Here is a 22,325-nt window from a genome sequence, read left to right as displayed (position 1 = left end):
AGGCGGGAGCGTTATACCGCCCGCCGGCCACGACCCGGCATGGTCGGACCGCGTCGCCGCTTCAAGACCGCCGACGTCGCCCAGCAGTTGGTCGGTGGCTTCCTCCTCGCCGGCCCGTTCGTCGTCACCGCGGAGGTGTGGCAACTGGCGACCAACATGCGCTGGTACCACGTGCTCGCGACGGTAGCCATCGTCTTCGGTATCGGTTACGGGGCGCTGTACAAGGCCGACGCGGGCCGGGACCCCGACCGAGAGGTCGAGGTCGGCGGGGTCCCTGCCCGGTTCGTCTCGCTGATGGGGGTCTCCTTCGGGTCCGTACTCGTCCTCGCGCTGGCGTTCAACGCGCCGAACACGTTCGCCGGTGACTTCTTCGAGGGGACGCCGGACCTGACGACGCTCGTGTACTTCACGCTGAAGGCGACCGCCGTCGGGGCCATCTTCTCGGTCGTGGGCGCGGCGACGGCGGACTCGGTGTTCTAAAACCACCTTTTAACCACGCGCCGGGTCGCGGAGCGACCCGGCAGTGTAAAAGCTGGACCAAAATCACGACTCACCACCTTCGGTGGTTCGTCGCTCCCGCTCGCTCCCTCCGGTCGCTCGCGACACGACAGAACGACTGCTCACCCAGTCGGCTATCGCAGTCGCTGGTGAGGCCGAGCGACCGAACGGAGAGAGCTCCGTTCAGGAGAACTGCGACTCGACGCGGCCGTCCTCTTCGAGTTCGATGACGCCGTCGAACAGGTCGCGGTAGCCGTCGACGACGTCGTCGTCGTGGACCTCCTCGGCGACGTGGAACAGACCGATGGCGTCGTGTTCGTCGAGCAGTTCGAGAATCTGTTCGACGGCCGTCCGGGTGCGCTCCTCGTCGGCGTAGTACGCCATCTCGGTGACGGAGTCGATGGAGATGCGGAGTTTCCCGTCGTGGGTCTCGAGGAACGTCTCGATGGCCTCGACCATCCCGTCGAGGTCGTCGGGCGAGGAGACGTAGCGGATGTTCTGCCCAGAGCGTCGGGAGTAACCACGTTCGATGGAGAGGGTGTCGAGGATGGTCGCTCGGCTCTCGTCGACCTCGTAGTACTCGAGTTTCTGCTGGACCTCGCGGGCCGTCGTCCGCGTCGAGAGGATGAACAGGTGGTCGGTGTCGGTCTTGAAGAAGTCGGTGTCGATGCGGTCGGTCTCGCCGGTGCTCGGGTGGAGCAGCATGATGCCGGTGCCCCCCGGCACGGTCTCGGGCGTCGTCTCGATGGCGAGCGCGTAGTCCATACCCCGTTCGCGTCCCGTGTTCTCTTAAAAGGTAAGATTCGTGGTGTGAGTTCGCACGGGACGAGCACGTTCGGTGGCGAACGTGGCGGTTCGAACGGTGGGCAGTTACGACCCGACCGCGGCGTCGAGGACGCCGCCGGTCGCGACGACGAAGTAGACGACGAACGCCAGCGCGAGGACGACCTGCGTCGGCCGGATGTCGCGCCACTCGCCGACGGCGGCCTTCACGAGCGGGTAGGAGATGATGCCCGCGGCGATGCCGTAGCCGATGTTGAACGTGAACGGCATGACGAGGATAGTGAGACCGGCGGGGACCGAGTGGGTGATGTCGTTCCAGTCGACCGCGGCGATGTTGCCGAGCATCACGACGGCGATGACGACCAGTGCGATGTGACTGGCGTACAGCGGAATCGCCGTCGCGAGCGGGACGAACGCCAGCGAGAGCAAGAACAGCAGGGCGACGACGAGCGCGGTCATGCCCGTCCTGCCGCCCTCTTCGACGCCCGTCGCGGACTCGATGTAGGTGGTGACGGTGGAGGTGCCGAGCATCCCGCCGACGGTGGTGCCGACGGCGTCGGCCATCAGCGGCTTCTCGATCTCGGGGAGGTCGCCGTCCTCGTCGAGGAAGCCCGCGGCCTGCCCGACGCCAGTGAGCGTCCCCGCGGTGTCGAAGAAGTCGACGAAGAAGAACGTGAAGACGACCAGCGAGAACGCGAACGGTTCGATACCGCTGAGTCCGGTGACGAACGCTCCCGCCAGCGGGGTGATGTCGTACTGGACGTTCGTGAGTTGGTCCACGAACACCGCGCCGTCGATACCGCCTTCGACGACGAACGCGGGAGCGACGGTACCGGGTGCGACGAGGCCACCGACGGTGACGAGACAGCCGAGCAGCGTCGTCCCGAGGATGCCGATGACGATGGAGCCACGCACGCCGCGAGCGTAGAGCGCGAGCGTCAGGAACAGGCCGACGACGGACATGATGGCGACGGGGTTGCTGGCGACGTTGCCGAGCGTGACGAGCGTCTCCTGGTCGGCGACGACGATCTGCATCTCCTCGAGGCCGATGAGCGCGAGGAACGCGCCGATGCCGGCTCCGACGGAGAACTTCACGGGTTCGGGGAACGCCTCGATGATGAACTTCCGCGCGCCGACGGCGGTCAGCGCGATGAAGACGAGACCCTCGACGACGACGGCGGCGAGCGCCGTCTGCCACTGCACGCCGAGTCCGAGGACGACGGTGAACGCGAAGAACGCGTTCAGCCCCAGTCCGGGCGCTTGCCCGAACGGCCGGTTGGCGTACAGCGCCATGATACTCGTCGCGACGAACGCCGCGAGGATGGTGACGACGGTGAGCATCGAGACGACCGCCGCGTCGCTCATCCCGGGAATCGTGATGGCCGGCCCGAGGATGACCGGGTTGAGGAAGACGATGTAGCTCATCGTCAGGAACGTCGTGATGCCGGCGGTCACCTCGGTCCCGAGGTCGGTCCCGTAGCGGTCGAACTCGAAGAACTCGCGGACGGTCCCCCGCATCCCGCTCGCCGACTCCTCCGACTGGGTATCAGTGGCCCCCATAGTTCACGTTCGAGCATACATTCGCATACTGACTTAGGCGTTGCCTTCTAAAGTATGCACAAACGTGTATTGTGTATCGTCGACCGCGACCGTCGCGTCGCTCAGTCGAGCGTCGTGAGCGCGCCGACGGGGGCGTCGGTGCGCGACTCGGCGACCTCGACGCCGTCGGTGCCGGCGGCGATGAGCGCGAACACGCCCACGACCTCCGCGTCCGCGCCGTCGGCGATATCCAACAGGAGTTCCTGGGTCTCGCCCGAACGGATGAGGTCGTCGACGACGAGCACGCTGTCGCGGCCCGACAGCGCCCGTTCGGGGAGGTAGTAGGTCAGCTCGATGCCCGACTCGAAGCGCTTTCGGGCCTCGATGAACTCCTCGACGGCGGTCTCTTTGGACTTCTTCGCGTAGGCGAGGCGGGCGTCGAAGTGCCGGGCCATCGCCGACCCGAGGGTGATGCCGTCGGTGGCCGCCGTCAGCACGACGTCGGGTGAGTCGAACGCGAAGCGCTCGGCGACGACGGGCGCGACGAGGTCGAGGAACGGCTGGTCGAAGACGGCCGCGGAGTTGTCGACGTACCCCTCCTCGTCGTGGCGGATGCGCGATTCGAGTTCGGCCGCGAGCGTCTCGTAGCCCGTCTCGCTCACGATGTCGCGGGCTCGGGACTCACCGGGCAGCACGTGGCCGTTGACGTACCGGTTGAGGTCGCCCGCGGGCAACCCGGTCTCGTCGGCGAGTTCGTCGTACGTGCGCGTCCGCTTGAGCGTCCTGAGGACGGCGACCGCCCGCAACTGGAGGGTCGCCTTCTCGGCGCGGTTCATACCCACCCGAGAGTGTATGCACGAACATGAGTACGTCGATGCTGGACGGAAGCTCGGTAGGCACCGCGATGGACAGCTCGTGACACGGCACGCGACGGAACCCATACAGCCAAACCCCCGGCGGCAAATATCGCGTGTATGGTCGTCGGAGACATCGCGACAGGCACCGACGTCGTCGTCATCGGCGCGGGGCCGGGCGGCTACGTCGCCGCCATCCGTGCCGCACAGCTCGGGAAGGACGTCACCCTCGTGGAGAAGAACGCGTACGGTGGTACCTGCCTCAACTACGGCTGTATCCCCTCGAAGGCGTTCGTCACCGCCTCCTCGCTGGCCCACGACGCGGGCAACGCCGAGGAGATGGGCATCCACGCCGACCCCGCCATCGACATGGCGGCGATGACGTCCTGGAAGGACGGCGTCGTCGACCAGCTCACCGGCGGCGTCGAGAAACTCTGCAAGGCCAACGGCGTCAACCTCATGGAAGGGACGGCGACGTTCGCCGACGAGAACAAGGTCCGCGTCGGTCACGACGGCGAGGGCCAGGGCAGCGAGTCCATCGAGTTCGAACACGCCGTCGTCTCGACCGGCTCTCGACCCGTCCAGGTCCCGAACTTCGAGTTCGACGGCGAGCACATCCTCTCCTCGCGTGACGCGCTGGCGCTCGACGCGGTCCCCGAGAGCCTGCTCGTCGTCGGCGCGGGCTACATCGGGATGGAGCTCTCGACGGTGTTCGCCAAGTTGGGCACCGACGTGACGGTCGTCGAGATGCTCGACTCGGCGCTGCCGGGCTACGAGGACGACGTGGCACGCGTCGTCCGTTCGCGCGCCGAGGACCTCGGCGTCGACTTCCACTTCGGCGAGGCCGCCAGCGAGTGGGAGGAGATGGGCGAGGGCATCACCGTCCGCACCGAGAACGCCGACGGCGAGGTCAGCGAGTTCGGCGCGGAGAAGGCACTGGTCGCCGTCGGGCGCTCGCCGGTCACCGACACGATCGACCTCGACGCCGCCGGTGTCGAGACGAACGACAAGGGGTTCATCGAGACGGACGACCGCGCTCGCTCGAACGTCGAGCACATCTACGCCGTCGGCGACGTCGCCGGCGAACCGATGCTCGCGCACAAGGCTAGCAAGGAGGGGCAGGTCGCCGCCGAGCACATCGCCGGCGAACCCGCCGCCCTCGACTACCAGGCCGTCCCCGCCGCGGTGTTCACCGACCCCGAAATCGGCACCGTCGGCCTGACCGAGGCCGAAGCCGAGGAGCAGGGCTTCGAACCTGTCGTCGGCCAGATGCCGATGCGCGCCTCCGGGCGTGCGCTCAGCATGAACGAGTCCGAGGGGTTCGTCCGCGTCGTCGCCGACGAACCGAGCGGGTTCGTCCTCGGCGCACAGATCGTCGCGCCCGAAGCGAGCGAACTCGTCGCGGAACTCGCACTCGCCATCGAGATGGGCGCGACCTTAGAGGACGTCGCCGCGACCATCCACGTCCACCCGACGCTGTCGGAGGCGACGATGGAGGCCGCCGAGAACGCGCTGGGCCACGCGATTCACACGCTCAACCGCTAAGCCCTCGAAATCGCTTGGCCGCGATTTCTCGCCCTTAGTGTTCCGCCAGGACGGCGTTGCGCGAGTCGCACTGGTCGCGCGACCGCGCCGGAGTGCCACTCACTCGCTTCGCTCGTTCGTGGTTCGGTCGAGAGACAGGCCTGCCCTTCCCCGAGTCACGCTGACCCTCGCGCCTGCTCGGGCACGCGCTCCCGGCCACCACACCGCGACACCACTCCACCCGTCGCTCACTCGTCCAGATACCGTCGCCAGTCGTCGCCCTCGGCGACGCGCTTGAGGAACGCGTTGCGCTCTTCGAGGACGGTCGAGAACCGCCGCTCGACGGCGCGGTCGAACACCTGTCCGACCGGGCCGAGCGGCGACTCGAAGGTGAGGACGTCTCTGAGGACGGTTCCCTCCTCGGGGTCGTCGGCGTCCTCGAACGCGAAGAAGTGGTCGTGGACGAGCGTCTGGAGCGGCCCGTCGGTCATGGTCAACCGGAAGTGCGTCGGTCGGGAGTACGCGCTCACCTTCGTCGTCAGTTCGAAGCGCTTGCCGAGCAGCGGGACGCGCCACACGGTTGACTCGCCCGGGTCGGGGAGACCCGTGACCGCACCCGCGACGGGCGTGCCGCTCGCCTCGGAGGACTCGCGCCGGAGGTCGACGCTTCGCGCGAGGTCGAACACCCGCTCGGTCGGCGCATCGACGTGGGTCTCCAGGCGAATCGTCACCATCCTGTGGTCGTCGTCACCACTCGACCGGAGTGGATGAAAGTTGTGACCGCCGACGCGCTTTTCCGGAATCGCTGCGACGGCGGGGTATGAAGGTCATCACGCTCGGTCCCGCCGGGACCTACTCCCACCGGGCGGCCCGTGCGGTCGTCGACGGTGGCGAGGACCCCGACGAGGCCATCTCGTTCACCGAGTCGGTCACCGACATCGTCGCCCGGGTCGCCGACGGGACGGCCGACCGCGGCGTCGTCCCCATCGAGAACAGCATCGAGGGGAGCGTGACCGAGAGCCTCGACGCGCTCACGAACACCGACGTCGCAGTCGTCCTCGAGATCGTCACCCCCATCCGCCACGCGCTGCTCGCCCAGTCGGAGTCGTTCTCGCGGGTCGCCAGCCACGCCCAGGCGCTCGCGCAGTGCCGGGGCTACCTGGAGGCGAACCATCCCGAGGCGACCCAGGAGGCCGTCGCCTCGACCGCTCGCGGGGTGGAGGTCGCCCGCGAGGACCCGACCGTGGCGGCTATCGCCCACCCGGACACGGCCGACGGAACGCTGCGCGTCCTCGCCGAGGAGATTCAAGACCGCACCTCGAACGCGACGCGGTTTCTCGTCGTCGCCCCCGCCGAGGAACGCCAGCGCGGCGGCGGCAAGACCTCGCTGGTCGTCTACCCCAAGACGAACCACCCCGGCCTCCTGCTCGAACTGCTCGAACCGTTCGCCGACCGCGACATCAACCTCTCGCGCATCGAGTCCCGGCCCAGCGGCGAGCGACTGGGCGACTACGTCTTCCACGTCGACGTCGCGGCGGGCCTCTACGAGGACCGCACCGCCGAGGCCGTCGCGGAGGTCGAGGCGATAGTCGGCGAGGGGTGGGTCCGGACGCTCGGGTCGTACGACACGCGTCACGTGCTCTACTGAGTCGTCGACCCGTCCGCCGGTTCCGCGGACGACCGCCCCGCACCTGTGGTAGATTTATCAGTTTTCGCGGCCTACCGCCCCCCATGTCACGGCGCAACCCGTTCGACGATATCAACCGGATGTTCGAGGAGATGAACGAGGGGTTCCGCGCGTTCGACACGCAACTCACGCGCGGCGTGCCCGTCGACGTCGTCGACCGCGAGGACGCCTACGTGGTGACCGCCGACCTCCCCGGCTACGAGAAGGAGGACATCGACATCCGCCTCTCGGGGGCCACGCTCACCATCAGCGCGACCCGGGAGTCGGAAGCCGACGAGGAAGGGGAGAACTACGTCCGCCAGGAACGTGCCACCGAGTCGGTCTCGCGGACGCTCCGTCTCCCCGACCGCCTCGACGGTGGTGCGACCGAGGCGTCGTACAACAACGGCGTGCTGACGGTGACGCTGGAGAAGGCGAGCGGCGACGAGGGCGACTCCATCCCCATCGAGTGAGCGAGTCGGCGCTGGGAGTCGACTACGCCATCGCCCCGGTTCGCCACTCGACGGGGCGGTCGAGGAACCGACTCACGTCACGGACTTCCTCGTCGATACGCTCACGAGCCGAGTCGTCGAGCGACCCGAACGGTGAGACGGTCACCAGCGCGTGCGAGCGCGAGCGGTCGAGGTGCCACGTCCCCGCCACCTGCCCGTCGACGAGCACCGTCGGGCGGATGATACCCCCGCCGGGCCAGACGCGGGACTCGAACCCCACGGGGATGGGCCGGTTGGACTTCTCGTAGCCCAGCAGGAACGTGTCGTAGCCGGGGAGGAGACGGACCGACGTGGTGTCTCCCCGGTCGTCGGGTGCGTCCCTGTCGTCCAGAACTAACGCGGACGTCTCGCCGACGCCGACCTCGCGGACGTCGTCACCGAGCGAGTCCCACGCCGCTTTCACGTCGGCCGCGTACAGACCGCTCCACGCCGCGAAGTCGGCGCGTGTCGCGGGGCCGTACGCCGCGAGATACCGCCGGCCGAGCGTCGCGAGCGCCGCGTCGCGGTCCGGCGCGAGCGGCAGGTCGACCCACGAGTCGAGTCGGTCGTAGGCGTTCTTCCCGTCGACGGGCGCGACCGCACAGAGTACCCCCCGGAGCGCGGCCCGCCGAATCAAGACGTTCGGAGCCTGCGTCGACGGGTCGAGGGCGACGCCGCGAGCGACGAGCGCCTCGACGATGTCCCGCTTCGTGAGCGGCCCTTCGTCGGCCAGCACCGCCCCCACGAGGTCGACGGCCGCGTCGATGGTGGCCTCGTCGAGTCCCCACGCGGCCAATCGTCGGGCCTCCGGTCCCCGCGTCGCGAACGTCGGGCCGAACACCGAGAGGAAGAGCGAGAGGTCGTCGGTGGCGACGAGGTGGAGCGTCCCGCGCATACACCACGTCCGGACGACCGAGCGCTCCTCGTACAGCGCTCGTTCGACGTCCTCGGCCGTCAGTCCACGGCTCCGCGCCCGGACCGACAGCGCCGCGGCGGGCTTCTCCTGGGCCTGGAGACCGCAGGCGGCGTGTACCACGTCGGCGACCGTCGCGGTCTCGGCGTGGCGCGGCGCGAGACGCTGGGCACGGAGTCGCCGTCGTCGAACCTCGCCGGTCACGGTCGGTGAATCCATGGAGGAGGGAGGCGATACGAGGAGAAAGCGGTGCGTTCACGCCGCCGGGACGGTTCGAAGGCGAGCGCTCAGTCGATCCGAATCGCCGGGCGGTTCGGCGCGGCCTTCTTCGCGACGCTCTCGTCGGCCTCGCTCGCGGGCACGACCGACACCTCGGCACCGAACTCGCGTTCGACCAACCACGTCGCCTGTTCCAGCACGGCCAGTTCGCGGTCGGGGGCCAGCGCGCTCGTCAGCGACTGGCGCTCGTTCTGGAGGTCCTGCCCGTAGCTGGCGGCCTCGTCGCCCTTCGCGCGGATCTCTTCGTCCTGCATCAACTCGCCGATGACGTTGGGCGCGTCGCTCTCGATAGCGATGTCCAGCGCGCGGTGTTTCCACGCCGGCGCGACGACGATGGTGACCTGTTCGGGGTCCTCGATGCCCGCCACGTCGACGATGTTGCGCACGTCCTCGCGGGTGTTCTCGACCAACTGGCGTTCACGCTCGGCGTCGCTCACGTCGCCCGCCGGTTCGGGGAACGACGCCTCGGCGACGAACCCGTCGTGACCCAGCGTCGACCACAGTTCCTCGGCGATGTGGGGCGTGACCGGGGCCAGCAGGCGAACCGCGACCGACAGACCACGCTCGAACGTCTCGGCGTGAGGGTCGGTGTACTCGCGGTACTGGCGCAACAGGCCGACCAGGTCGCGGGTCTCGCGCAGCGCCTCCGTGAACGTCAGGTCGTCGTAGCTCTCGCGAGCGGCGGCGATGGTCGCGTCGACCTCACGGGCGACGTATGCGGCGATGGCGTCCTCGTCGCCCTCGGGGGGCGATTCGCGGAACATCTCGACGGTCTCGTGGAAGCGTTGCAGGAAGCCGTTGGCCGACTGGACGCCGGTCTCGGACCAGTCGAAGTCCCGCGGGGGACGGGCGGCCTGCATCGTGAACAGGCGGGCGGTGTCCGCGCCGAACTCGTCGACGATGGCCAGCGGCGAGACGCCGTTGCCCTTGGACTTCGACATCTTCTCGCCGTCGGCCAGGACCATCCCCTGAGTCACCAGGTTCTCGAACGGTTCGCGGTGCTCCAGTAGCTCCATGTCCGCGATGGCCTTCGTGACGAACCGCGAGTACAGCAGGTGCATCACGGCGTGTTCGATACCGCCGACGTACTGGTCGACGGGCATCCACTCGTTCGCTCGCTCGACGTCGAACGGTGCGTCTGCGTCGTCGGGCGAGACGTAGCGCAGGAAGTACCACGAACTGTCGACGAACGTGTCCATCGTGTCCGTCTCGCGTTCGGCGTCGCCGCCACAGTCGGGGCAGGTGGTCCGTTTCCACTCCGTCGCCTCGTCCAGCGGGTTCCCGGTGGTCTGGACGAACTCGGGCAACTCGACGGGCAACTCCTCGTCGGGGACCATCACGGGGCCACAGTCCGGACACTCGACGACCGGGATGGGCGTTCCCCAGTAGCGCTGTCGGGAGATACCCCAGTCGCGCAGGCGGTACTGGACGTGGTCGGTCGCCGAGGCGATGTCGCGGGTCAACTCCTCGCGGGCGGCGGCGCTCTCGGTGCCGGAGTAGTCGCCGCTGTTGACCAGCACGCCGTCGTCCGTGTAGGCGGCCTCGCTCACGTCGGGCACCTCCTCCGGGGAGGGGGCGACGACGGGCACGATGTCGACGCCCTGGTCGCTCGCGAAGGCGTGGTCGCGGTCGTCGTGGCCCGGCACGCCCATCAGCGCGCCCGTGCCGACGTCCGAGAGGACGAAGTCCGCGACGAACACCGGAATCTCCTCGCCCGTCGCCGGGTTGGTCGCGGTCAGGTCCGTCCGGACGCCGTTCGGTTCGTCGCCTTCGGGGTCGGCCTCCTCCTCGACGAAGTGGCGAATCTCGTCGTCCTCTTCGGCCAACGCCTGGGAGATGGCGTGGCCCGGAGCCAGCGCGAAGAACGTCGCGCCGTAGATGGTGTCGATGCGCGTGGTGAACACCTCGACGGGGCCGTTGTCGGACACCTGGAACTCCAGTCGCGCGCCGGGTTGGCGACCGATCCAGTTCTCCTGCATCTGGCGGACGTTGTCGGGCCAGCCGTCCAGTTCTTCTAAGTCGTCGGCCAACTCGTCGGCGTACTCGGTGATGCCCCAGAACCACTGGTCCAACTCGCGGGTCTCGACGGGCGTACCACAGCGCCAGCAGTGTTCGTCGTCACCCTCGACCTGCTCGTCGGCCAGGACGGTCTCGCAGTCCGGACACCAGTTGACCTCGCTGGCCTCGCGGTGGACCAACCCGGCGTCGTGGAACTGCTGGAACAGCCACTGGTTCCACCGGAAGTACTCGGGGTCACACGTCGCTATCTCGCGTTCCCAGTCGTAGCCGAACCCCATCGCCTGCATCTGCTCGCGCATCGTCTCGATGCACGACAGCGTCCAGTCGCGCGGGTTCGTGTCGCGTTCGATGGCCGCGTTCTCGGCGGGCAACCCGAAGGAGTCCCAGCCGATGGGGTGGAGCACCTCGTCGCCCTGCAACTTCCGATAGCGGGCGTACGCGTCGGTGATGGTGTAGTTGCGGACGTGACCCATGTGCAACTCCCCGGAGGTGTACGGGAACATCCCCAGTACGTACGTCGGGTCGTCGGCGTCGTCCGGGATGTGGAAGGTGCCCGCCTCCTCCCACTCGCGTTGCCATCGTGGCTCTATCTCGCCGTGGTCGAAGCCTCGTTGGTCCTGGTCCTGCATGATGGTGATATACTGCTGGTACTCGGTGGGTGCTTCTTTAGGTTGTCATTCGACAGCGGGGACTGACAGGTACGCGAACGGGAGCGAGTCGCGTCGACCGGCCGTCGCGCGAACCGGATGGGGACTACCGCTATATGCACGCGAGTCGTCACGTCTAGCATGAGCGAATCGGACGACCCAAACGGACTGACCGGCGCGCTCCGGACCGTCACGCCCGAGTACTTCGGCCGCCCCGACGTGGAGATGGACGTGGTAGGCTGGTCGCTGTTCCTCGGTCTCGTCATCCTGCTCGTCCCGCTGTTACCGTTCATCGTCATCGTCTGGCTGGTGTCGAAACTCGCCGAACGCGGGGAGCGACGGCTGAGCGACGAGTAGCCGGCCGCACTCCGACGGGCCTTTGCTCCCGTCGGTCCGACCGGACGGTATGCGACCGGGACCACGTTCGGTGAGAGCGTGACGAGCGCCGTCCACGCGATAGCGCGACGGGAGCTGGATGCGCCCGCAGAGCGCGTCGAACGCGTCGACGGCGGGTTGCTCAACGAGACGTACACGCTGCGCTGTGCCGGGCGCGAGTACGTCCTCCAGTTCGAGGCGGACCCCGAGCACGACTGGGACGACTCCCTCCAGCGCGGCCTGGACTGCTACGTCGCGCTGGGCGGCAGCGACGTGCCGGTCCCCGACGTCGTGACGGAGCGACTGGGAACACACGGCGACCGGACGTACAGCCTCGTCGAGCGCCTCCCCGGCGAGACCGGCGGGCGTTCGGTCCCCCGCGAACGCGCCGTGAACGCCGGGCGAGTGCTGGCGCGTCTCCACGACCACCGCGGGTTCGAACGGGCGGGGCCGGTGGCGCTCGCCGAGGGGCGACTGCACGCCGAGGCGTTCGCCGAACCCGACCCGCGCGGTCGCCTCCAAGAGATCGTCGGGGACGTGGTCGGGGAGATTCGCGACGCCGGCCACCCGACCGTCGCCGCGGACGTCCAGCGCGTGGTCGATGGGTCGCCGAACCTACCCGGAGAGGTCCCGGCCGTACTCTGTCACGGCGACTACTCGCCGGACAACGTGCTGTTCGCGGGCGACGACATCGCGGGCGTGCTCGACTTCGACCGGGCGTACGCCGGCGACGCGCGCTGGGACCTCGCGAAGGCCGCGAACGGCTTCTGGATGCACGACCCCGCGAGCGACCGCGACGTGCGTAGGGAGTTCTACGCGGGCTACCGGGCGGTCGCCGGGACGGACGACTCGTTCGCGCGGGCCGAACCCGTCTATCGCGTGGCGACGCTCGCGGCCCACGTCGGCGGGTTGCTGATGTTCGAAGCGCTCACCGACGAGGAACTGGCGTTCTACGCCGAGCAGTTGGCGGGCGCTGTCGACCGGGCGGAGCGACTACACTGAGAAGAGACGCGTCGTATCGGTTCAGACCCGCGTGTCGACGAGGTCGAACGGGTCGCCGTTGTCGTTCTCGTCGGCCGCGGCGTAGACGACGTGGGCGGTGGCGATGTCCTGGATGGCGAGGCCGGTCGAGTCGAAGACGGTGATGCCGGTCTCGTCGGTGCGGCCCGCCTTCTCGCCGACGACGATTTCGCCGAGCGCGCCGTGGATGTCGTCGTCGTCGAGGACGCCCTCGCTCCACGGGACGTTGATCTCCCCGGAGTGGGTCGTCTGAGCGTAGTCGTCGATGACGAGCGTGGCGTCGAGGAGCGTCTGGTCGTCGTGTTCGTGTTTGCCCTCTGCGTCCGCGCCCATCGCGTTGATGTGGGTGTGCTCACCGAGCCACTCACGTTTCACGATGGGCGACTCGACGGGCGTCACCGTCGAGAGCACGTCGCAGGCAGCGGCGTCCTCGATGGACCCCGACTGGACGTCGAACTCGTCGCCGAAGCGGTCGACGAACGCCTGGACACGCTCGTCGTCGAGGTCCGAGACGACGACGGTCTCGATGGGGCGAATCGAGGCGATGGCTTCGAGTTGGGAGTACGACTGGACGCCCGCACCGACGATACCGAGCGAGGAGGCGTCCTCGACGGCGAGGTGGTCGGTGGCGACGGCGGCGGCCGCGCCCGTCCGCAGGCGCGTGACGGTGGTGCCGTCCATCACGGCGAGCGGGAACGCCGTCTCGGGGTCCGAGTAGATGATGGTGCCCATGACGGTGGGCAGGTCGTGGTCCTCGACGTTGTCGGTATGGACGTTCACCCACTTGACGCCCGCGGCGTCCCAGTCGCCCGCGTCGAGGTAGGCGGGCATCGAGCGGAAGTCACCGTTGTACTTCGGCAGGTCGATGTACGACTTCGCGGGCATCTGTGCGTCCCCGCGTTCGTACGCCGCGAACGCGTCCTCGACGGCCCGGATGACGTCGGTCATCCGCGCGTTCTCGACGACGTCGTCGCGGTTCAGGAGCAGCGTCTGCATGGTGGCAGTTCTTGCCCACCGGTACTTATTCCATCCGAAGCGCCCGGCAGGTCGGCCACGTCGAGCGAACAGTGTAGACAGAAGACATTTCACGGACAGTCACGGAGCGTGAACAATGCGCCCTCCAGCGCTCGCCGTGGTCCTCGCGCTCTGCTGTGTCCTCGCGGGCTGTAACACGTTCGCGCCCGGTCAGACCGGCGACCGAGGTGCCGTACCGACCGTCACGCCCGCCGAAGTTCCCCGCGACATGGCCGGCGGGACCGTCGCGCCGGGGCTGACCGAGGAGGGTATCGTCGACGGCCGTGCGCTGGTGGCCGCCCACGCCCGAGCGGTCGCGAACCGTTCGTTGACCCTCCGACTCCGCTACGAGCAGCGCCGCGGCGACGAGACGACCCAGTCCGCACGCCTCACGCACCGCTTCGGCCCGAACCGAACGACGAGTGTGATGGACGCTCGCATCGGCGCAGGGCAGGCCGCTCCGTACGACCGGTCGAGCAGTTGGACGAACGCGACGACGAGCTACCAGCGGACGGTCGTCGGGAACACGACCACCTACCAGCGCCAGACGTTCGACCCCGAGGACCCCCAGCGCGGCCCCAACAGCTACGAGATGCGCGCGAGCCAACTGACACGACTGCTCGACAGACTCGTCGTCGACGACGTCACCTACGCGGGGAGCGTGGAAGGCGTCGACGTCTACCGCGTCGACGGGCGACTACCGGAGACGGGCCAGCGCTGTGACCGCCACGGCGGTCGGCAAGTCGCCGGACAGGTCGACCTCGTCGTCGACGAGAACGGGTTCGTCCGGGGGTACGAGCGGACGACCCCGCGATGTATCCACCTCGAAGAGCCGGTCAACGGGACGGTCGTCGAGGAGACGCTGTACGAACGCGGTGGGGACACCCTCGACCGGCCCGACTGGGTAGCCGACGCCCGCGAGACCATCGCGAACCGCGAGTACGTCGCTCCCGGCGTCACCACCGAGCGCGTCGTCGCTCCCGACGAACTGAGCGAGACCCACCGTCGGTTCGTCCGGAACACGCCGCTGCGCTCCGTCGAGGAGCGTGGAACGGTCGTGGACGGCGAGCGCGCCACCGAGTACACCGAACGGACCGTCCGCGGGACGAGCGGGGCGTTCCTCGTCGAGTCCTGGCGCGACGACGGGAACGGCGTCGACCGGAGTCGCTGGTCGAACGGGTCGGTCGGTTACATCCGCGAGCGCGGCGAGGAGACGCGTTACTTCCGCCAGGACCGGATGGACGCGGGCAACGACCACTGGCTCGACCTGGACTACCGACTCGTCTACGCCGCGGAGACGACCGTGACGCCCCTCGACGACGGGCGGTATCGGGTCACCGCGCGGGGCCTCCCGACGGTGTACTACGGGGTGGGAACGAGTGCCGACGTTCCGGACCGGGCCGGGTTCGTCCGGTTCGTCGTCAACGAGAGCGGGTTCGTCAGCCAGTACGAACGCGAACGGCTCGCCGTCGACCACGACGAGGAGGGCGAGCGCGTAGTCCGGCGGTACGTCGTCGTCCGCTACTCGGACCTCGGAACGGCGACCGTCGAGCGACCCGACTGGATCGACGACGCGCGCAACGCGACGGCCACGGACGACTCGACGTGACCGGTGGCCGTGCGTGAGCCAGCGCTCGCGTGACCGACGAACCACGCGGTCGGGACGACGAGAAGACTCATATCGCGCGGACAATCAGTCGGGGACGATGCGCCCTCCCCGCTTCGCGGTCGTCCTCGCGCTCTGCTGTGTCCTCGCGGGCTGTAACGGCCTCGTTCCTGGCGGAACCACCGGCGACGCGCCGATGCCGACCGTCACGCCCGCCGAACTGCCGGAAGACGAGACCGAGACCTACCCGCCCGGACTCGCCCAGGGCCGACTCGTCGACGGGTCGACGCTGCTGGCCGCCCACGGCGACGTGCTCGCCAACCGGTCGGTGGTCGTCGAACGCCACTTCCGGGAACTGGCCGTCAACGGCACCGAACTGGGCACGCGGGCGGTCGTCTACCGGTTCGCGGCCGACCGCTCGCGGCTCCTGTACTCCGGACGCGGCCTCGACCAGCGGTACAGCACCGTCGACGTCTGGGTCAACGAGAGCGCGATGCTGTACCGCCACGGCGTCGACGACCCCCGCTACGAACTGGACGAGCGCGCGGTCGCCATCGGCCCCGAGAGCGTGACGGTCCCCTACGAACTCCGACTCTCGGAGCTCCGTAGCCGCCCCGTCGAGACGACCTACCTCGGCGAGCGAGACGGCTACGACCGGTTCCGGGTGACGGTGCCGGGCGGCGAACTCGCCGACGAGCCCAACCGGTTCGTCGTCGACGAGCGCGGGTTCATCAGCGAGGTCCACACCGGTCGTATCGGCCACGACGGGACGAGTCAGCAGACGTCGGTCGAGGTGTCGTTCACGTCGGGCGACCTCGAACGGCCCGACTGGGTGACCGACGCCCGCGAGACCATCGCGAACCGCGAGTACGTCGTTCCCGGTGTCACCAGCGAGCGCATCGTGAACACGCAGGCGCTCCGCGAGGCACACACCGCCGTCCTCGCGAACACCTCGGGGACGTACGTCCACGAGCAGCGTCGGGAGGAGTCGGACGGCACCGTCTTCGACCGCGAGCGGGTCGTCGTCGAGCGTTCGACCGACCCCGACCGGTACCTCCGGACCGGCGAGTACGGGACGGCCGAGCACACCTACTACGACGACCGCTGGTCGAACGCGACCGTCACCTACCACCGCTCGGGCCGGGGCAACGACAGCGACTACGACCGACGGCCCGCTCGCGAGGGGGTCCGGTCGCTCCCCTCCGTCCGGCTCCCCGACGCCGCCGAGGTCGGACAGACGACCATCATCGACCTCGGCGACGGCCGCTACCGAATCTCCGTCACCGACTACTACGGCGACGACACGGGGCGGAGAGGCGAGTTGCTCGTCGCCGTCGTCGACGACCGTGGGTTCGTCTCGTCTGTCAGGGAGGGCTACACCGTCGTCGACGAGCGCGGGACGGAGTACGATGTCGTCGAGACGACCCGCTACACGAACGTCGGGAACACCACGGTCGAGCGCCCCGACTGGCTTCCCGACGCGCGCAACGCGACGAGCGAGCGGCCGACCGCCCTCGACGCGTCGGTGACCATCGACACCCACCAGCCGGGGACGGCCGTCGTCGTCGACCCCGTGACGGGCGACCCGCTGGCGGTCCACGACGACCAGACCGGATAGCGATAGACGACCCGAGCGGCGACGGAGCGGAACGTACTTGATTTCCGGGACGAGAGTCGACGCGTGCGCCCTCCACGCCTCGCCGTCGTCCTCGCGCTCTGCTGTCTCCTCGCGGGCTGTAACGCATTCTCGCCCGCCGGCACGAGCGACCACACCGCCCCCAGCGTCGGAGTCACTCCCGCCGACGTCCCCCGTCTCGCGAGCGACCCGGTCGCTCCTGGGGTGACGGGCGAGGCGGTGACGAACAGGTCGGCGCTCCTGGCGGCTCACCGGGCGACGCTCGCCGACCGACCCGTCACTGTCACGCAGGTCAGACGGGCGACCGCGGCGAACGGGACGCTGCTGTACGAGCGACACGTCGAACGTCGCTACGCAGCGAACCGTTCGGTCGGCGGCGTCACGAGACGGACGGTCGGTCTCGACGCGGACCCGAACGTCACGTACTGGCAGGACCGAGGTGTTCGCCTCTCGCGCTACGAGGGCGACCCCCCGCGGTACGAACGACGCCCCGTCGGGCGCTTACCCGCCCCCGACGTGCACGCGTGCGACGAACTCCGGGCTCTCGACGGCGTGTGGGTCCCGGTCGAGACGCGGTCGCTCGGGGACCGAGACGGGCGCGACCGGTTCCGGGTGACGGTGTCGTCGCCCGACGACGGACCCGACCCGACCACGTTCGTCGTCGACGAGGACGGGTTCGTCGGTGAGATTCGTCGCACACAGCGGACCGGACTGTACGCCGGTGAGCGCGTCTTCGAGGACGTGACCATCGAGACGGTGACGCGCTACTCGCTCGACGACGGCCCGCTCGACCGACCGGAGTGGCTCCCCGACGCGCGCGACGCGACGGGCGAGCGGCCGGCCGCCACGAGCGAGAGAACACCAACCGCGAGCGACTGAGCACTCGTTACGAGCGGGCGAGCGTCGCCACTTCTCGGTGTAAAGAACGGAAGAATCGGTCGTCGAGCGGTGCGCCGGGGTCGGTCGGGTGGGTGTGGGGTGGCGTGAACCGAACTTACATCATGCCGCCCATGCCGCCCATCCCGCCCATGCCGCCGGGTGCGCCACCGGGGGCACCGCCCTCGTCGTCACCGCCTGCGGTCGACAGGTCGCCCGCGGCGATGATGTCGTCGATTTTGAGGACGAGGTTCGCGGCCTCGGTGGCACTGGAGAGCGCCTGCTCCTTGGCGTGGGCCGGTTCGACGACGCCGGCCTCGAAGGTGTCCTCGACCTCGCCGCTGAAGACGTTCAGACCGGCGCGCTTCTGGCCGTCCTCGTGAGCGGCGCGCAGGTCGACGAGCGTGTCGATGGAGTCCAGCCCCGCGTTCTCCGCGAGGATGCGGGGGATGAGCTCCAGCGAGTCGGCGAACGCCTCGACGGCGAGCTGTTCGCGACCCTCGACGCTGTCGGCGTACGAGCGCAGACGCCGCGCGACCTCGACCTCGATGGCACCGCCGCCGGCGACGACGCGACCGTCCGAGACCGTCGCGGCGACGACGTCGAGCGCGTCGGTGATGCCGCGTTCGAGTTCGTCGACGACGTGGTCGGTCGAGCCGCGCAGGAGCAGCGTGACACCGTGGGTGTCGTCGCCGGCACCCTCGACGTAGAACAGTTCGTCGGCCTCGTCACGGGTGACCGAGCCGTGCCCGAGGTCGGACTCCTTCGCGCTGTCGAGGTCCGAGACGACGCGCGCCCCGAGGACCTCCTTGAGGAACTTGAGGTCGGACTTCTTCGCGCGGCGGACGGCGAGGATGCCCTCCTTCGCGAGGTAGTGCTGGGCGAGGTCGTCGATGCCCTTCTGACAGAAGACGACGTTCGCGCCCGTGTCGACGATCTGCTGGACCTTCTTCTTCAGCTGCTCCTCTTCCTGGTCGAGGAACGACTGGAGCTGGTCGGGGCTGTCGAGGCTCAGGGAGGCGTCGGCGTCGGTCTCCTCGATCTCGACAGGCTCGTTGACGAGCAGGACCTTCGCGTCCTCGACGTCCGAGGGCATGTCGGGGTGAGCGGGGTCCTTGTCGATGGCCGCGCCTTCGAGCAGTTCGGACTCGCCCGCGGCGCGCCCGGTCTGCGTCTCGATGTTGATGAAGTCGAGGTCGACGACGTTCTCGCCGTCGGGACCCTCGACCGTCACCGCGCGCACGGCGTCGACGATGAGCTTTCCGAGGACCTCCTTGTTGAGTTCGGCACCCTTGCCGGTCATGGAGGTCTCGGCGACCTTCCGGAGGAGCGCCTCGTCGTCGGTGTCGACGCGCTCCGCGATGTCGTCGACTTCCTCGCGAGCCTGCTCGCTCGCCATGTGGAAGCCCTTGATGATGGCCGAGGGGTGGATGTCCTGTTCGAGCAGGTCCTCGGCGTTCTTCAGCAGTTCACCAGCGACGGCGACCGCCGTCGTGGTGCCGTCGCCGGCCTCGTCCTCCTGTGTCTCGGCGACTTCGATGATCATCTCGGCAGTCGGGTTGTCGATGTCCATCTCCTGGAGGATGGTGACGCCGTCGTTCGTGACGGTGACGTCGCCCATCGAGGAGACGAGCATCTTGTCCATCCCTTTCGGCCCGAGCGTCGAGCGGACGGACTCCGCTACGGCGCGGGCCGCCTGGATGTTGTACGACTGCGCGTCGCGGTCCTTGACGCGCTGGCTGTCCTCACCGAGGATGATCATGGGCTGACCCATGCGCTGTCGCTGGCTCATAGTCGGGACGAACGTTGCCGGCGGTTCTATATAAAAGTTGCAGTTTCGGAGAGAGAGAAGCTACCACACACCACAGCGACGATACACCGAAACCGACGGGCTCGGACCGTCTCACAGGTCGCAGTTCGTTCGGACCGGGACGCCGCCGAGCGGTGACCGAGCGCCACCTTTATACGTTCGTCCGAAGCGGGCCGCTCACTCGACCGGTTCGCGCCAGGTGACGCGGACGGTCCCGAGGACGAAGGCGTCGCGCGTGTCGGTGTCCCGGCGAACCTGGATGGTGTTCGTCCCCTCGCGGAGCGTCGCACCGGTGATGACGTCCATCCAGCACTGCCACCCCGACGCGGGCGGGATGTCGAACCCCGACAGCGACTCGCCGTTGACGAGCACCTCGTGGTCGTAGGAGTCGACGTCGAGCGCCTGGATGGTGACGTAGCCGTCGATCGCGCCGTCGACGGGCACCTCGAAGCTGTGTTCGGTCGACTCGTCGCCGACGAACTCCGCCCACGGGACGTCGAGCGCGCCCTCGCGGTCGGCCAGCAGTTCGCCGAACTCCAGGAGGGCGTAGTTGCTCCGGTACCGTTGGTCCATGTCTCGTCGTTTCGGTCCAGTTACAAAGAAGGCGCGGGATGGCGGGACGACCACACGCGACGCGGTACACGACGGGTCGCTCGTGGTAACCGCGCCGGAACGGAAACTGTGAACAACGCCGAGACGGTCCTGCTCGCCTCGCTTCGCTCGGCTTCGCGGGCTACGACCCGTCTCGTTCAAACCCCTTCGTAGCGGTTCCACTGCTCGCAAGTTGCTCGCAGTGAGAAACGCCAGGACAGGGATTTGAACCCTGGATCCCAGAGGGAACACGCTTTCCAGGCGTGCGCCTTACCACTCGGCCATCCTGGCTCAGTCGTGACTACCGGAATGGGACGGATAAGTCCTTCTTTCCGCATCGGCGAGTCGGCGGGCGATTCGACCGCCCGACCCGTTACGGCCCGACGAGGTACGTCAGGAGCGTCGTCCCGGCGAAGACGACGACGGCGGCCACGGCCACGACGCCCAGCGGGAGCGTCCCGAACTCCAGCAACTGGTAGCCCTGGACGAGGACGAGGAAGGCGAGCGTCGCGATGACACCCCAGAGCACCGCGGCCTTCAGCGTCGCTCGTCGCCCCGCGCCCGTCGGGCGCGCGCGGTCGGACTGCTCGCTCACTCCAGCGTCGCGATGGCTTCGATTTCGACGCCGACGCCCTTCGGAAGCGCACCGGCCTGGACCGCGCTGCGCGCCGGCATCGACTCCTCGAAGTACGTTCCGTACGTCTCGTTCATCTCCTCGAAGTCGTCGATGTCCGCGAGGTACACCGTCGTCTTGAGCACGTCCGAGAGGTCCGCGCCCGCTTCGGCGAGCACGGCCTTCACGTTCTCCAGTGCGAGTTCGGTCTGCTCGGCGATGGAGGCGTCGGCCTTCGACTCGCCGTCGGGGGTGAACGGAATCTGCCCCGCGGTGAACACGAGCGACCCGTTGGTCGTCGCCTGACTGTACGCGCCCACTGCCGCCGGTGCCTCGTCGGTGCTGACGATGTCTTTCATCGCTCGGCGATGTGCCGGGCGCGAGCATAAAACCCGGCGACCGTACCCCCGGTGACCGGAGCGGAGCGAGACCGGAACGGTACGGACCGGGACGGCGAGGTGGCGTAGAGAGCAATCGCGGGAGGCGGACCGTCGTCCATCCCGTGAGCCGACTGTCACGAATGCGAACTGTTACCCGGGCGCACGTGGAGCGTCGGGCATGGTCACGAACGTCGCCATCGCGTGCCAGGGCGGTGGCAGCCACACCGCGTTCACCGCGGGGGCGTTGCGCGAACTGCTCCCCTCGCTCGAAGCCAGTTCCGAGCACCGACTCGTCGGTCTCTCGGGCACCTCCGGCGGTGCGCTGTCGGCGCTCGCGGCGTGGTACGGCCTGGAGAGGGAGGGTGCGGCTCACGCACGACGGCTGCTCAGACAGGCGTGGCTCGACCTCAGCGCCGGCAACCCGGTCGACTGGTTCGCCAACGAGGCACTCGTCGCCACCGCTCGCCTCACCAACGGGGGCGCGGCGGTCCCCGAGGTGAGCCCCTACTACACGCCCGCGGCGCTGTGGGGCCAACAGCGTATCGAGCGCGTGCTGGAGTCGCTCGTCGACTTCGACCGCCTCCACGCGCTCGCCGAGGACGACGGCGTCCCCGAACTCCACATCGGTACCGTCGACGTCAACGGCGGGGAGTTCGAGACGTTCGGCGCGGACACCGTCACCCCCAAGGTGATGCTGGCGTCGATGGCGCTGCCCGAGATGTTCCACGCGGTCGAACTCGACGGCGATGACCACGGCCACGCCCACTGGGACGGGCTGTTCTCACAGAACCCGCCCATCCACGAACTGATGGAGGTCCCCTCCGGGCGCAAACCCGACGAACTGTGGGTGCTCCAGATCAACCCCCAGGAGCGCGAGAGCGTCCCCACCGCGCTCACCGACATCGCCGACCGACGCAACGAGCTGTCGGGCAACCTCTCGATGAACCAGGAGCTCCGGTTCATCGAGCAGGTCAACTCGTGGGTGGAGAAGGGCCACCTACCGGACGACCAGTTCAGTCACACGACGGTTCACCGCATCGGCATCGGCCGGCAGTTCGGGCTGAGTTCGAAACTCGACCGTTCGCCGCGGTTCGTCCGCCAACTGCTCGAACTCGGGGAGGAGCGCGCCGGCGAGTTCCTCGCCGACCACGAGGCGCTGGACGCGGAGACGTAGCACGGGAGCACAGCGCT

At 68.6% G+C, this 22,325-nt stretch carries 21 protein-coding genes and 1 tRNA gene; 10 read left to right on the top strand and 12 right to left on the bottom strand.

The features are described from left to right. Nucleotides 1–39 precede the first annotated feature (39 nt). On the top strand, nt 40–480 hold the full coding sequence (locus M1L36_RS07410) for a DUF2391 family protein (RefSeq protein WP_250873074.1): 441 nt from the start codon (nt 40–42) through the stop codon (nt 478–480). A 201-nt stretch (nt 481–681) separates the two neighbouring features. Here M1L36_RS07410 and M1L36_RS07405 read toward each other — a convergent pair whose 3' ends face one another. The 3 genes from M1L36_RS07405 to M1L36_RS07395 form a co-directional block, all read right to left on the bottom strand. Beyond that, nucleotides 682–1,263 carry a DUF7090 family protein gene (locus tag M1L36_RS07405; protein ID WP_250873073.1) on the bottom strand — a complete coding sequence of 194 codons (582 nt, stop codon included), beginning with the start codon at nt 1,261–1,263 and terminating at the stop codon, nt 682–684. Between the two features lie 105 nt (nt 1,264–1,368). After that, entirely contained in the window at nt 1,369–2,841 is a 1,473-nt protein-coding gene (locus M1L36_RS07400; RefSeq protein WP_250873072.1) for an NCS2 family permease, read from the bottom strand. A gap of 101 nt (nt 2,842–2,942) precedes the next feature. Continuing rightward, nucleotides 2,943–3,656, bottom strand: a complete 714-nt coding sequence (locus M1L36_RS07395; protein ID WP_250873071.1) for a phosphoribosyltransferase family protein — start codon at nt 3,654–3,656, stop codon at nt 2,943–2,945. Between the two features lie 138 nt (nt 3,657–3,794). On the opposite strand from M1L36_RS07395, the gene lpdA reads away from it, so the two are divergent. Then, nucleotides 3,795–5,219, top strand: a complete 1,425-nt coding sequence (lpdA, locus tag M1L36_RS07390) for a dihydrolipoyl dehydrogenase (RefSeq protein WP_250873070.1) — start codon at nt 3,795–3,797, stop codon at nt 5,217–5,219. A 227-nt stretch (nt 5,220–5,446) separates the two neighbouring features. Here lpdA and M1L36_RS07385 read toward each other — a convergent pair whose 3' ends face one another. Continuing rightward, the gene (locus M1L36_RS07385; RefSeq protein WP_250873069.1) at nt 5,447–5,932 is read right to left on the bottom strand and encodes an SRPBCC family protein; all 486 of its coding nucleotides are present in this window, start codon (nt 5,930–5,932) and stop codon (nt 5,447–5,449) included. An 86-nt stretch (nt 5,933–6,018) separates the two neighbouring features. Here M1L36_RS07385 and pheA point away from each other — a divergent pair, with 86 nt between their 5' ends. Together pheA and M1L36_RS07375 are read left to right on the top strand one after the other, a co-directional pair. Further along, entirely contained in the window at nt 6,019–6,846 is an 828-nt protein-coding gene (gene pheA / locus M1L36_RS07380; protein WP_250873068.1) for a prephenate dehydratase, read from the top strand. A gap of 83 nt (nt 6,847–6,929) precedes the next feature. After that, a complete protein-coding gene (locus tag M1L36_RS07375; protein ID WP_250873067.1) occupies nt 6,930–7,337 on the top strand; it encodes an Hsp20/alpha crystallin family protein in 408 nt (135 codons plus the stop codon). A gap of 22 nt (nt 7,338–7,359) precedes the next feature. Here M1L36_RS07375 and M1L36_RS07370 read toward each other — a convergent pair whose 3' ends face one another. Both M1L36_RS07370 and leuS read right to left on the bottom strand, forming a co-directional pair. Further along, nucleotides 7,360–8,487, bottom strand: coding sequence for a winged helix DNA-binding domain-containing protein (locus tag M1L36_RS07370; protein WP_250873066.1), 1,128 nt, complete (start codon nt 8,485–8,487; stop codon nt 7,360–7,362). Between the two features lie 68 nt (nt 8,488–8,555). Beyond that, entirely contained in the window at nt 8,556–11,195 is a 2,640-nt protein-coding gene (gene leuS / locus M1L36_RS07365) for a leucine--tRNA ligase (protein ID WP_250873065.1), read from the bottom strand. Nucleotides 11,196–11,354: 159 nt separating this feature from the next. Between leuS and M1L36_RS07360 the strand changes: the two genes are divergently transcribed. Next, nucleotides 11,355–11,570 (top strand): DUF7535 family protein, encoded by a 216-nt coding sequence (locus tag M1L36_RS07360; RefSeq protein WP_250873064.1) that lies wholly within the window; start codon nt 11,355–11,357, stop codon nt 11,568–11,570. Between the two features lie 78 nt (nt 11,571–11,648). Further along, nucleotides 11,649–12,590: a phosphotransferase family protein gene (locus M1L36_RS07355; RefSeq protein ID WP_250873063.1), complete on the top strand. Its 942-nt coding sequence runs from the start codon at nt 11,649–11,651 to the stop codon at nt 12,588–12,590. A gap of 21 nt (nt 12,591–12,611) precedes the next feature. On the opposite strand, the gene M1L36_RS07350 is transcribed toward M1L36_RS07355, so the two are convergent. Then, nucleotides 12,612–13,604 carry an ornithine cyclodeaminase family protein gene (locus M1L36_RS07350; RefSeq protein WP_250873062.1) on the bottom strand — a complete coding sequence of 331 codons (993 nt, stop codon included), beginning with the start codon at nt 13,602–13,604 and terminating at the stop codon, nt 12,612–12,614. 115 nt (nt 13,605–13,719) lie between these two features. Here M1L36_RS07350 and M1L36_RS07345 point away from each other — a divergent pair, with 115 nt between their 5' ends. The 3 genes from M1L36_RS07345 to M1L36_RS07335 all read left to right on the top strand — a co-directional run bounded on the left by M1L36_RS07345 (nt 13,720) and on the right by M1L36_RS07335 (nt 17,743). Then, a complete protein-coding gene (locus M1L36_RS07345; protein WP_250873061.1) occupies nt 13,720–15,231 on the top strand; it encodes a hypothetical protein in 1,512 nt (503 codons plus the stop codon). Nucleotides 15,232–15,328: 97 nt separating this feature from the next. Next, on the top strand, nt 15,329–16,846 hold the full coding sequence (locus tag M1L36_RS07340) for a hypothetical protein (protein ID WP_250873060.1): 1,518 nt from the start codon (nt 15,329–15,331) through the stop codon (nt 16,844–16,846). Between the two features lie 63 nt (nt 16,847–16,909). Next, nucleotides 16,910–17,743: a hypothetical protein gene (locus tag M1L36_RS07335; protein ID WP_250873059.1), complete on the top strand. Its 834-nt coding sequence runs from the start codon at nt 16,910–16,912 to the stop codon at nt 17,741–17,743. Nucleotides 17,744–17,858: 115 nt separating this feature from the next. Here M1L36_RS07335 and thsB read toward each other — a convergent pair whose 3' ends face one another. The 5 genes from thsB to M1L36_RS07310 form a co-directional block, all read right to left on the bottom strand. After that, the gene (gene thsB / locus M1L36_RS07330) at nt 17,859–19,532 is read right to left on the bottom strand and encodes a thermosome subunit beta (RefSeq protein WP_369694212.1); all 1,674 of its coding nucleotides are present in this window, start codon (nt 19,530–19,532) and stop codon (nt 17,859–17,861) included. A 195-nt stretch (nt 19,533–19,727) separates the two neighbouring features. Further along, on the bottom strand, nt 19,728–20,123 hold the full coding sequence (locus M1L36_RS07325; RefSeq protein WP_250873058.1) for a DUF7383 domain-containing protein: 396 nt from the start codon (nt 20,121–20,123) through the stop codon (nt 19,728–19,730). Nucleotides 20,124–20,351: 228 nt separating this feature from the next. Continuing rightward, nucleotides 20,352–20,432, bottom strand: a tRNA-Ser gene (locus tag M1L36_RS07320). A gap of 82 nt (nt 20,433–20,514) precedes the next feature. Then, nucleotides 20,515–20,736 carry a DUF7981 family protein gene (locus M1L36_RS07315; RefSeq protein ID WP_250873057.1) on the bottom strand — a complete coding sequence of 74 codons (222 nt, stop codon included), beginning with the start codon at nt 20,734–20,736 and terminating at the stop codon, nt 20,515–20,517. Beyond that, a complete protein-coding gene (locus tag M1L36_RS07310; protein WP_250873056.1) occupies nt 20,733–21,113 on the bottom strand; it encodes a Rid family detoxifying hydrolase in 381 nt (126 codons plus the stop codon). The genes M1L36_RS07315 and M1L36_RS07310 overlap by 4 nt, the downstream gene beginning before the upstream one ends. A 199-nt stretch (nt 21,114–21,312) precedes the next feature. Here M1L36_RS07310 and M1L36_RS07305 point away from each other — a divergent pair, with 199 nt between their 5' ends. Then, the gene (locus M1L36_RS07305) at nt 21,313–22,308 is read left to right on the top strand and encodes a patatin-like phospholipase family protein (protein ID WP_250873055.1); all 996 of its coding nucleotides are present in this window, start codon (nt 21,313–21,315) and stop codon (nt 22,306–22,308) included. Nucleotides 22,309–22,325: the final 17 nt, after the last annotated feature.

It is taken from the genome of Halomarina rubra (genome assembly GCF_023699475.1).
GTDB lineage: Archaea > Halobacteriota > Halobacteria > Halobacteriales > Haloarculaceae > Halomarina > Halomarina rubra.
The sequence above is the reverse complement of the archived record's forward strand: the minus strand, read 5'-3'. Positions and strand labels throughout refer to the sequence as shown.

Excerpts from the sequence above, each read along its gene's own strand:
- M1L36_RS07350 (WP_250873062.1), bottom strand. The coding sequence starts at position 13,604 with ATGCAGACGCTGCTCCTGAACCGCGACGACGTCGTCGAGAACGCGCGG.
- M1L36_RS07405 (WP_250873073.1), bottom strand. The coding sequence starts at position 1,263 with ATGGACTACGCGCTCGCCATCGAGACGACGCCCGAGACCGTGCCGGGG.
- pheA (WP_250873068.1), top strand. The coding sequence starts at position 6,019 with ATGAAGGTCATCACGCTCGGTCCCGCCGGGACCTACTCCCACCGGGCG.
- M1L36_RS07385 (WP_250873069.1), bottom strand. The coding sequence starts at position 5,932 with ATGGTGACGATTCGCCTGGAGACCCACGTCGATGCGCCGACCGAGCGG.
- M1L36_RS07345 (WP_250873061.1), top strand. The coding sequence starts at position 13,720 with ATGCGCCCTCCAGCGCTCGCCGTGGTCCTCGCGCTCTGCTGTGTCCTC.
- M1L36_RS07370 (WP_250873066.1), bottom strand. The coding sequence starts at position 8,487 with ATGGATTCACCGACCGTGACCGGCGAGGTTCGACGACGGCGACTCCGT.
- leuS (WP_250873065.1), bottom strand. The coding sequence starts at position 11,195 with ATGCAGGACCAGGACCAACGAGGCTTCGACCACGGCGAGATAGAGCCA.
- M1L36_RS07325 (WP_250873058.1), bottom strand. The coding sequence starts at position 20,123 with ATGGACCAACGGTACCGGAGCAACTACGCCCTCCTGGAGTTCGGCGAA.
- M1L36_RS07410 (WP_250873074.1), top strand. The coding sequence starts at position 40 with ATGGTCGGACCGCGTCGCCGCTTCAAGACCGCCGACGTCGCCCAGCAG.
- M1L36_RS07395 (WP_250873071.1), bottom strand. The coding sequence starts at position 3,656 with ATGAACCGCGCCGAGAAGGCGACCCTCCAGTTGCGGGCGGTCGCCGTC.
- thsB (WP_369694212.1), bottom strand. The coding sequence starts at position 19,532 with ATGAGCCAGCGACAGCGCATGGGTCAGCCCATGATCATCCTCGGTGAG.
- M1L36_RS07305 (WP_250873055.1), top strand. The coding sequence starts at position 21,313 with ATGGTCACGAACGTCGCCATCGCGTGCCAGGGCGGTGGCAGCCACACC.
- M1L36_RS07360 (WP_250873064.1), top strand. The coding sequence starts at position 11,355 with ATGAGCGAATCGGACGACCCAAACGGACTGACCGGCGCGCTCCGGACC.
- M1L36_RS07340 (WP_250873060.1), top strand. The coding sequence starts at position 15,329 with ATGCGCCCTCCCCGCTTCGCGGTCGTCCTCGCGCTCTGCTGTGTCCTC.
- M1L36_RS07310 (WP_250873056.1), bottom strand. The coding sequence starts at position 21,113 with ATGAAAGACATCGTCAGCACCGACGAGGCACCGGCGGCAGTGGGCGCG.
- lpdA (WP_250873070.1), top strand. The coding sequence starts at position 3,795 with ATGGTCGTCGGAGACATCGCGACAGGCACCGACGTCGTCGTCATCGGC.
- M1L36_RS07400 (WP_250873072.1), bottom strand. The coding sequence starts at position 2,841 with ATGGGGGCCACTGATACCCAGTCGGAGGAGTCGGCGAGCGGGATGCGG.
- M1L36_RS07375 (WP_250873067.1), top strand. The coding sequence starts at position 6,930 with ATGTCACGGCGCAACCCGTTCGACGATATCAACCGGATGTTCGAGGAG.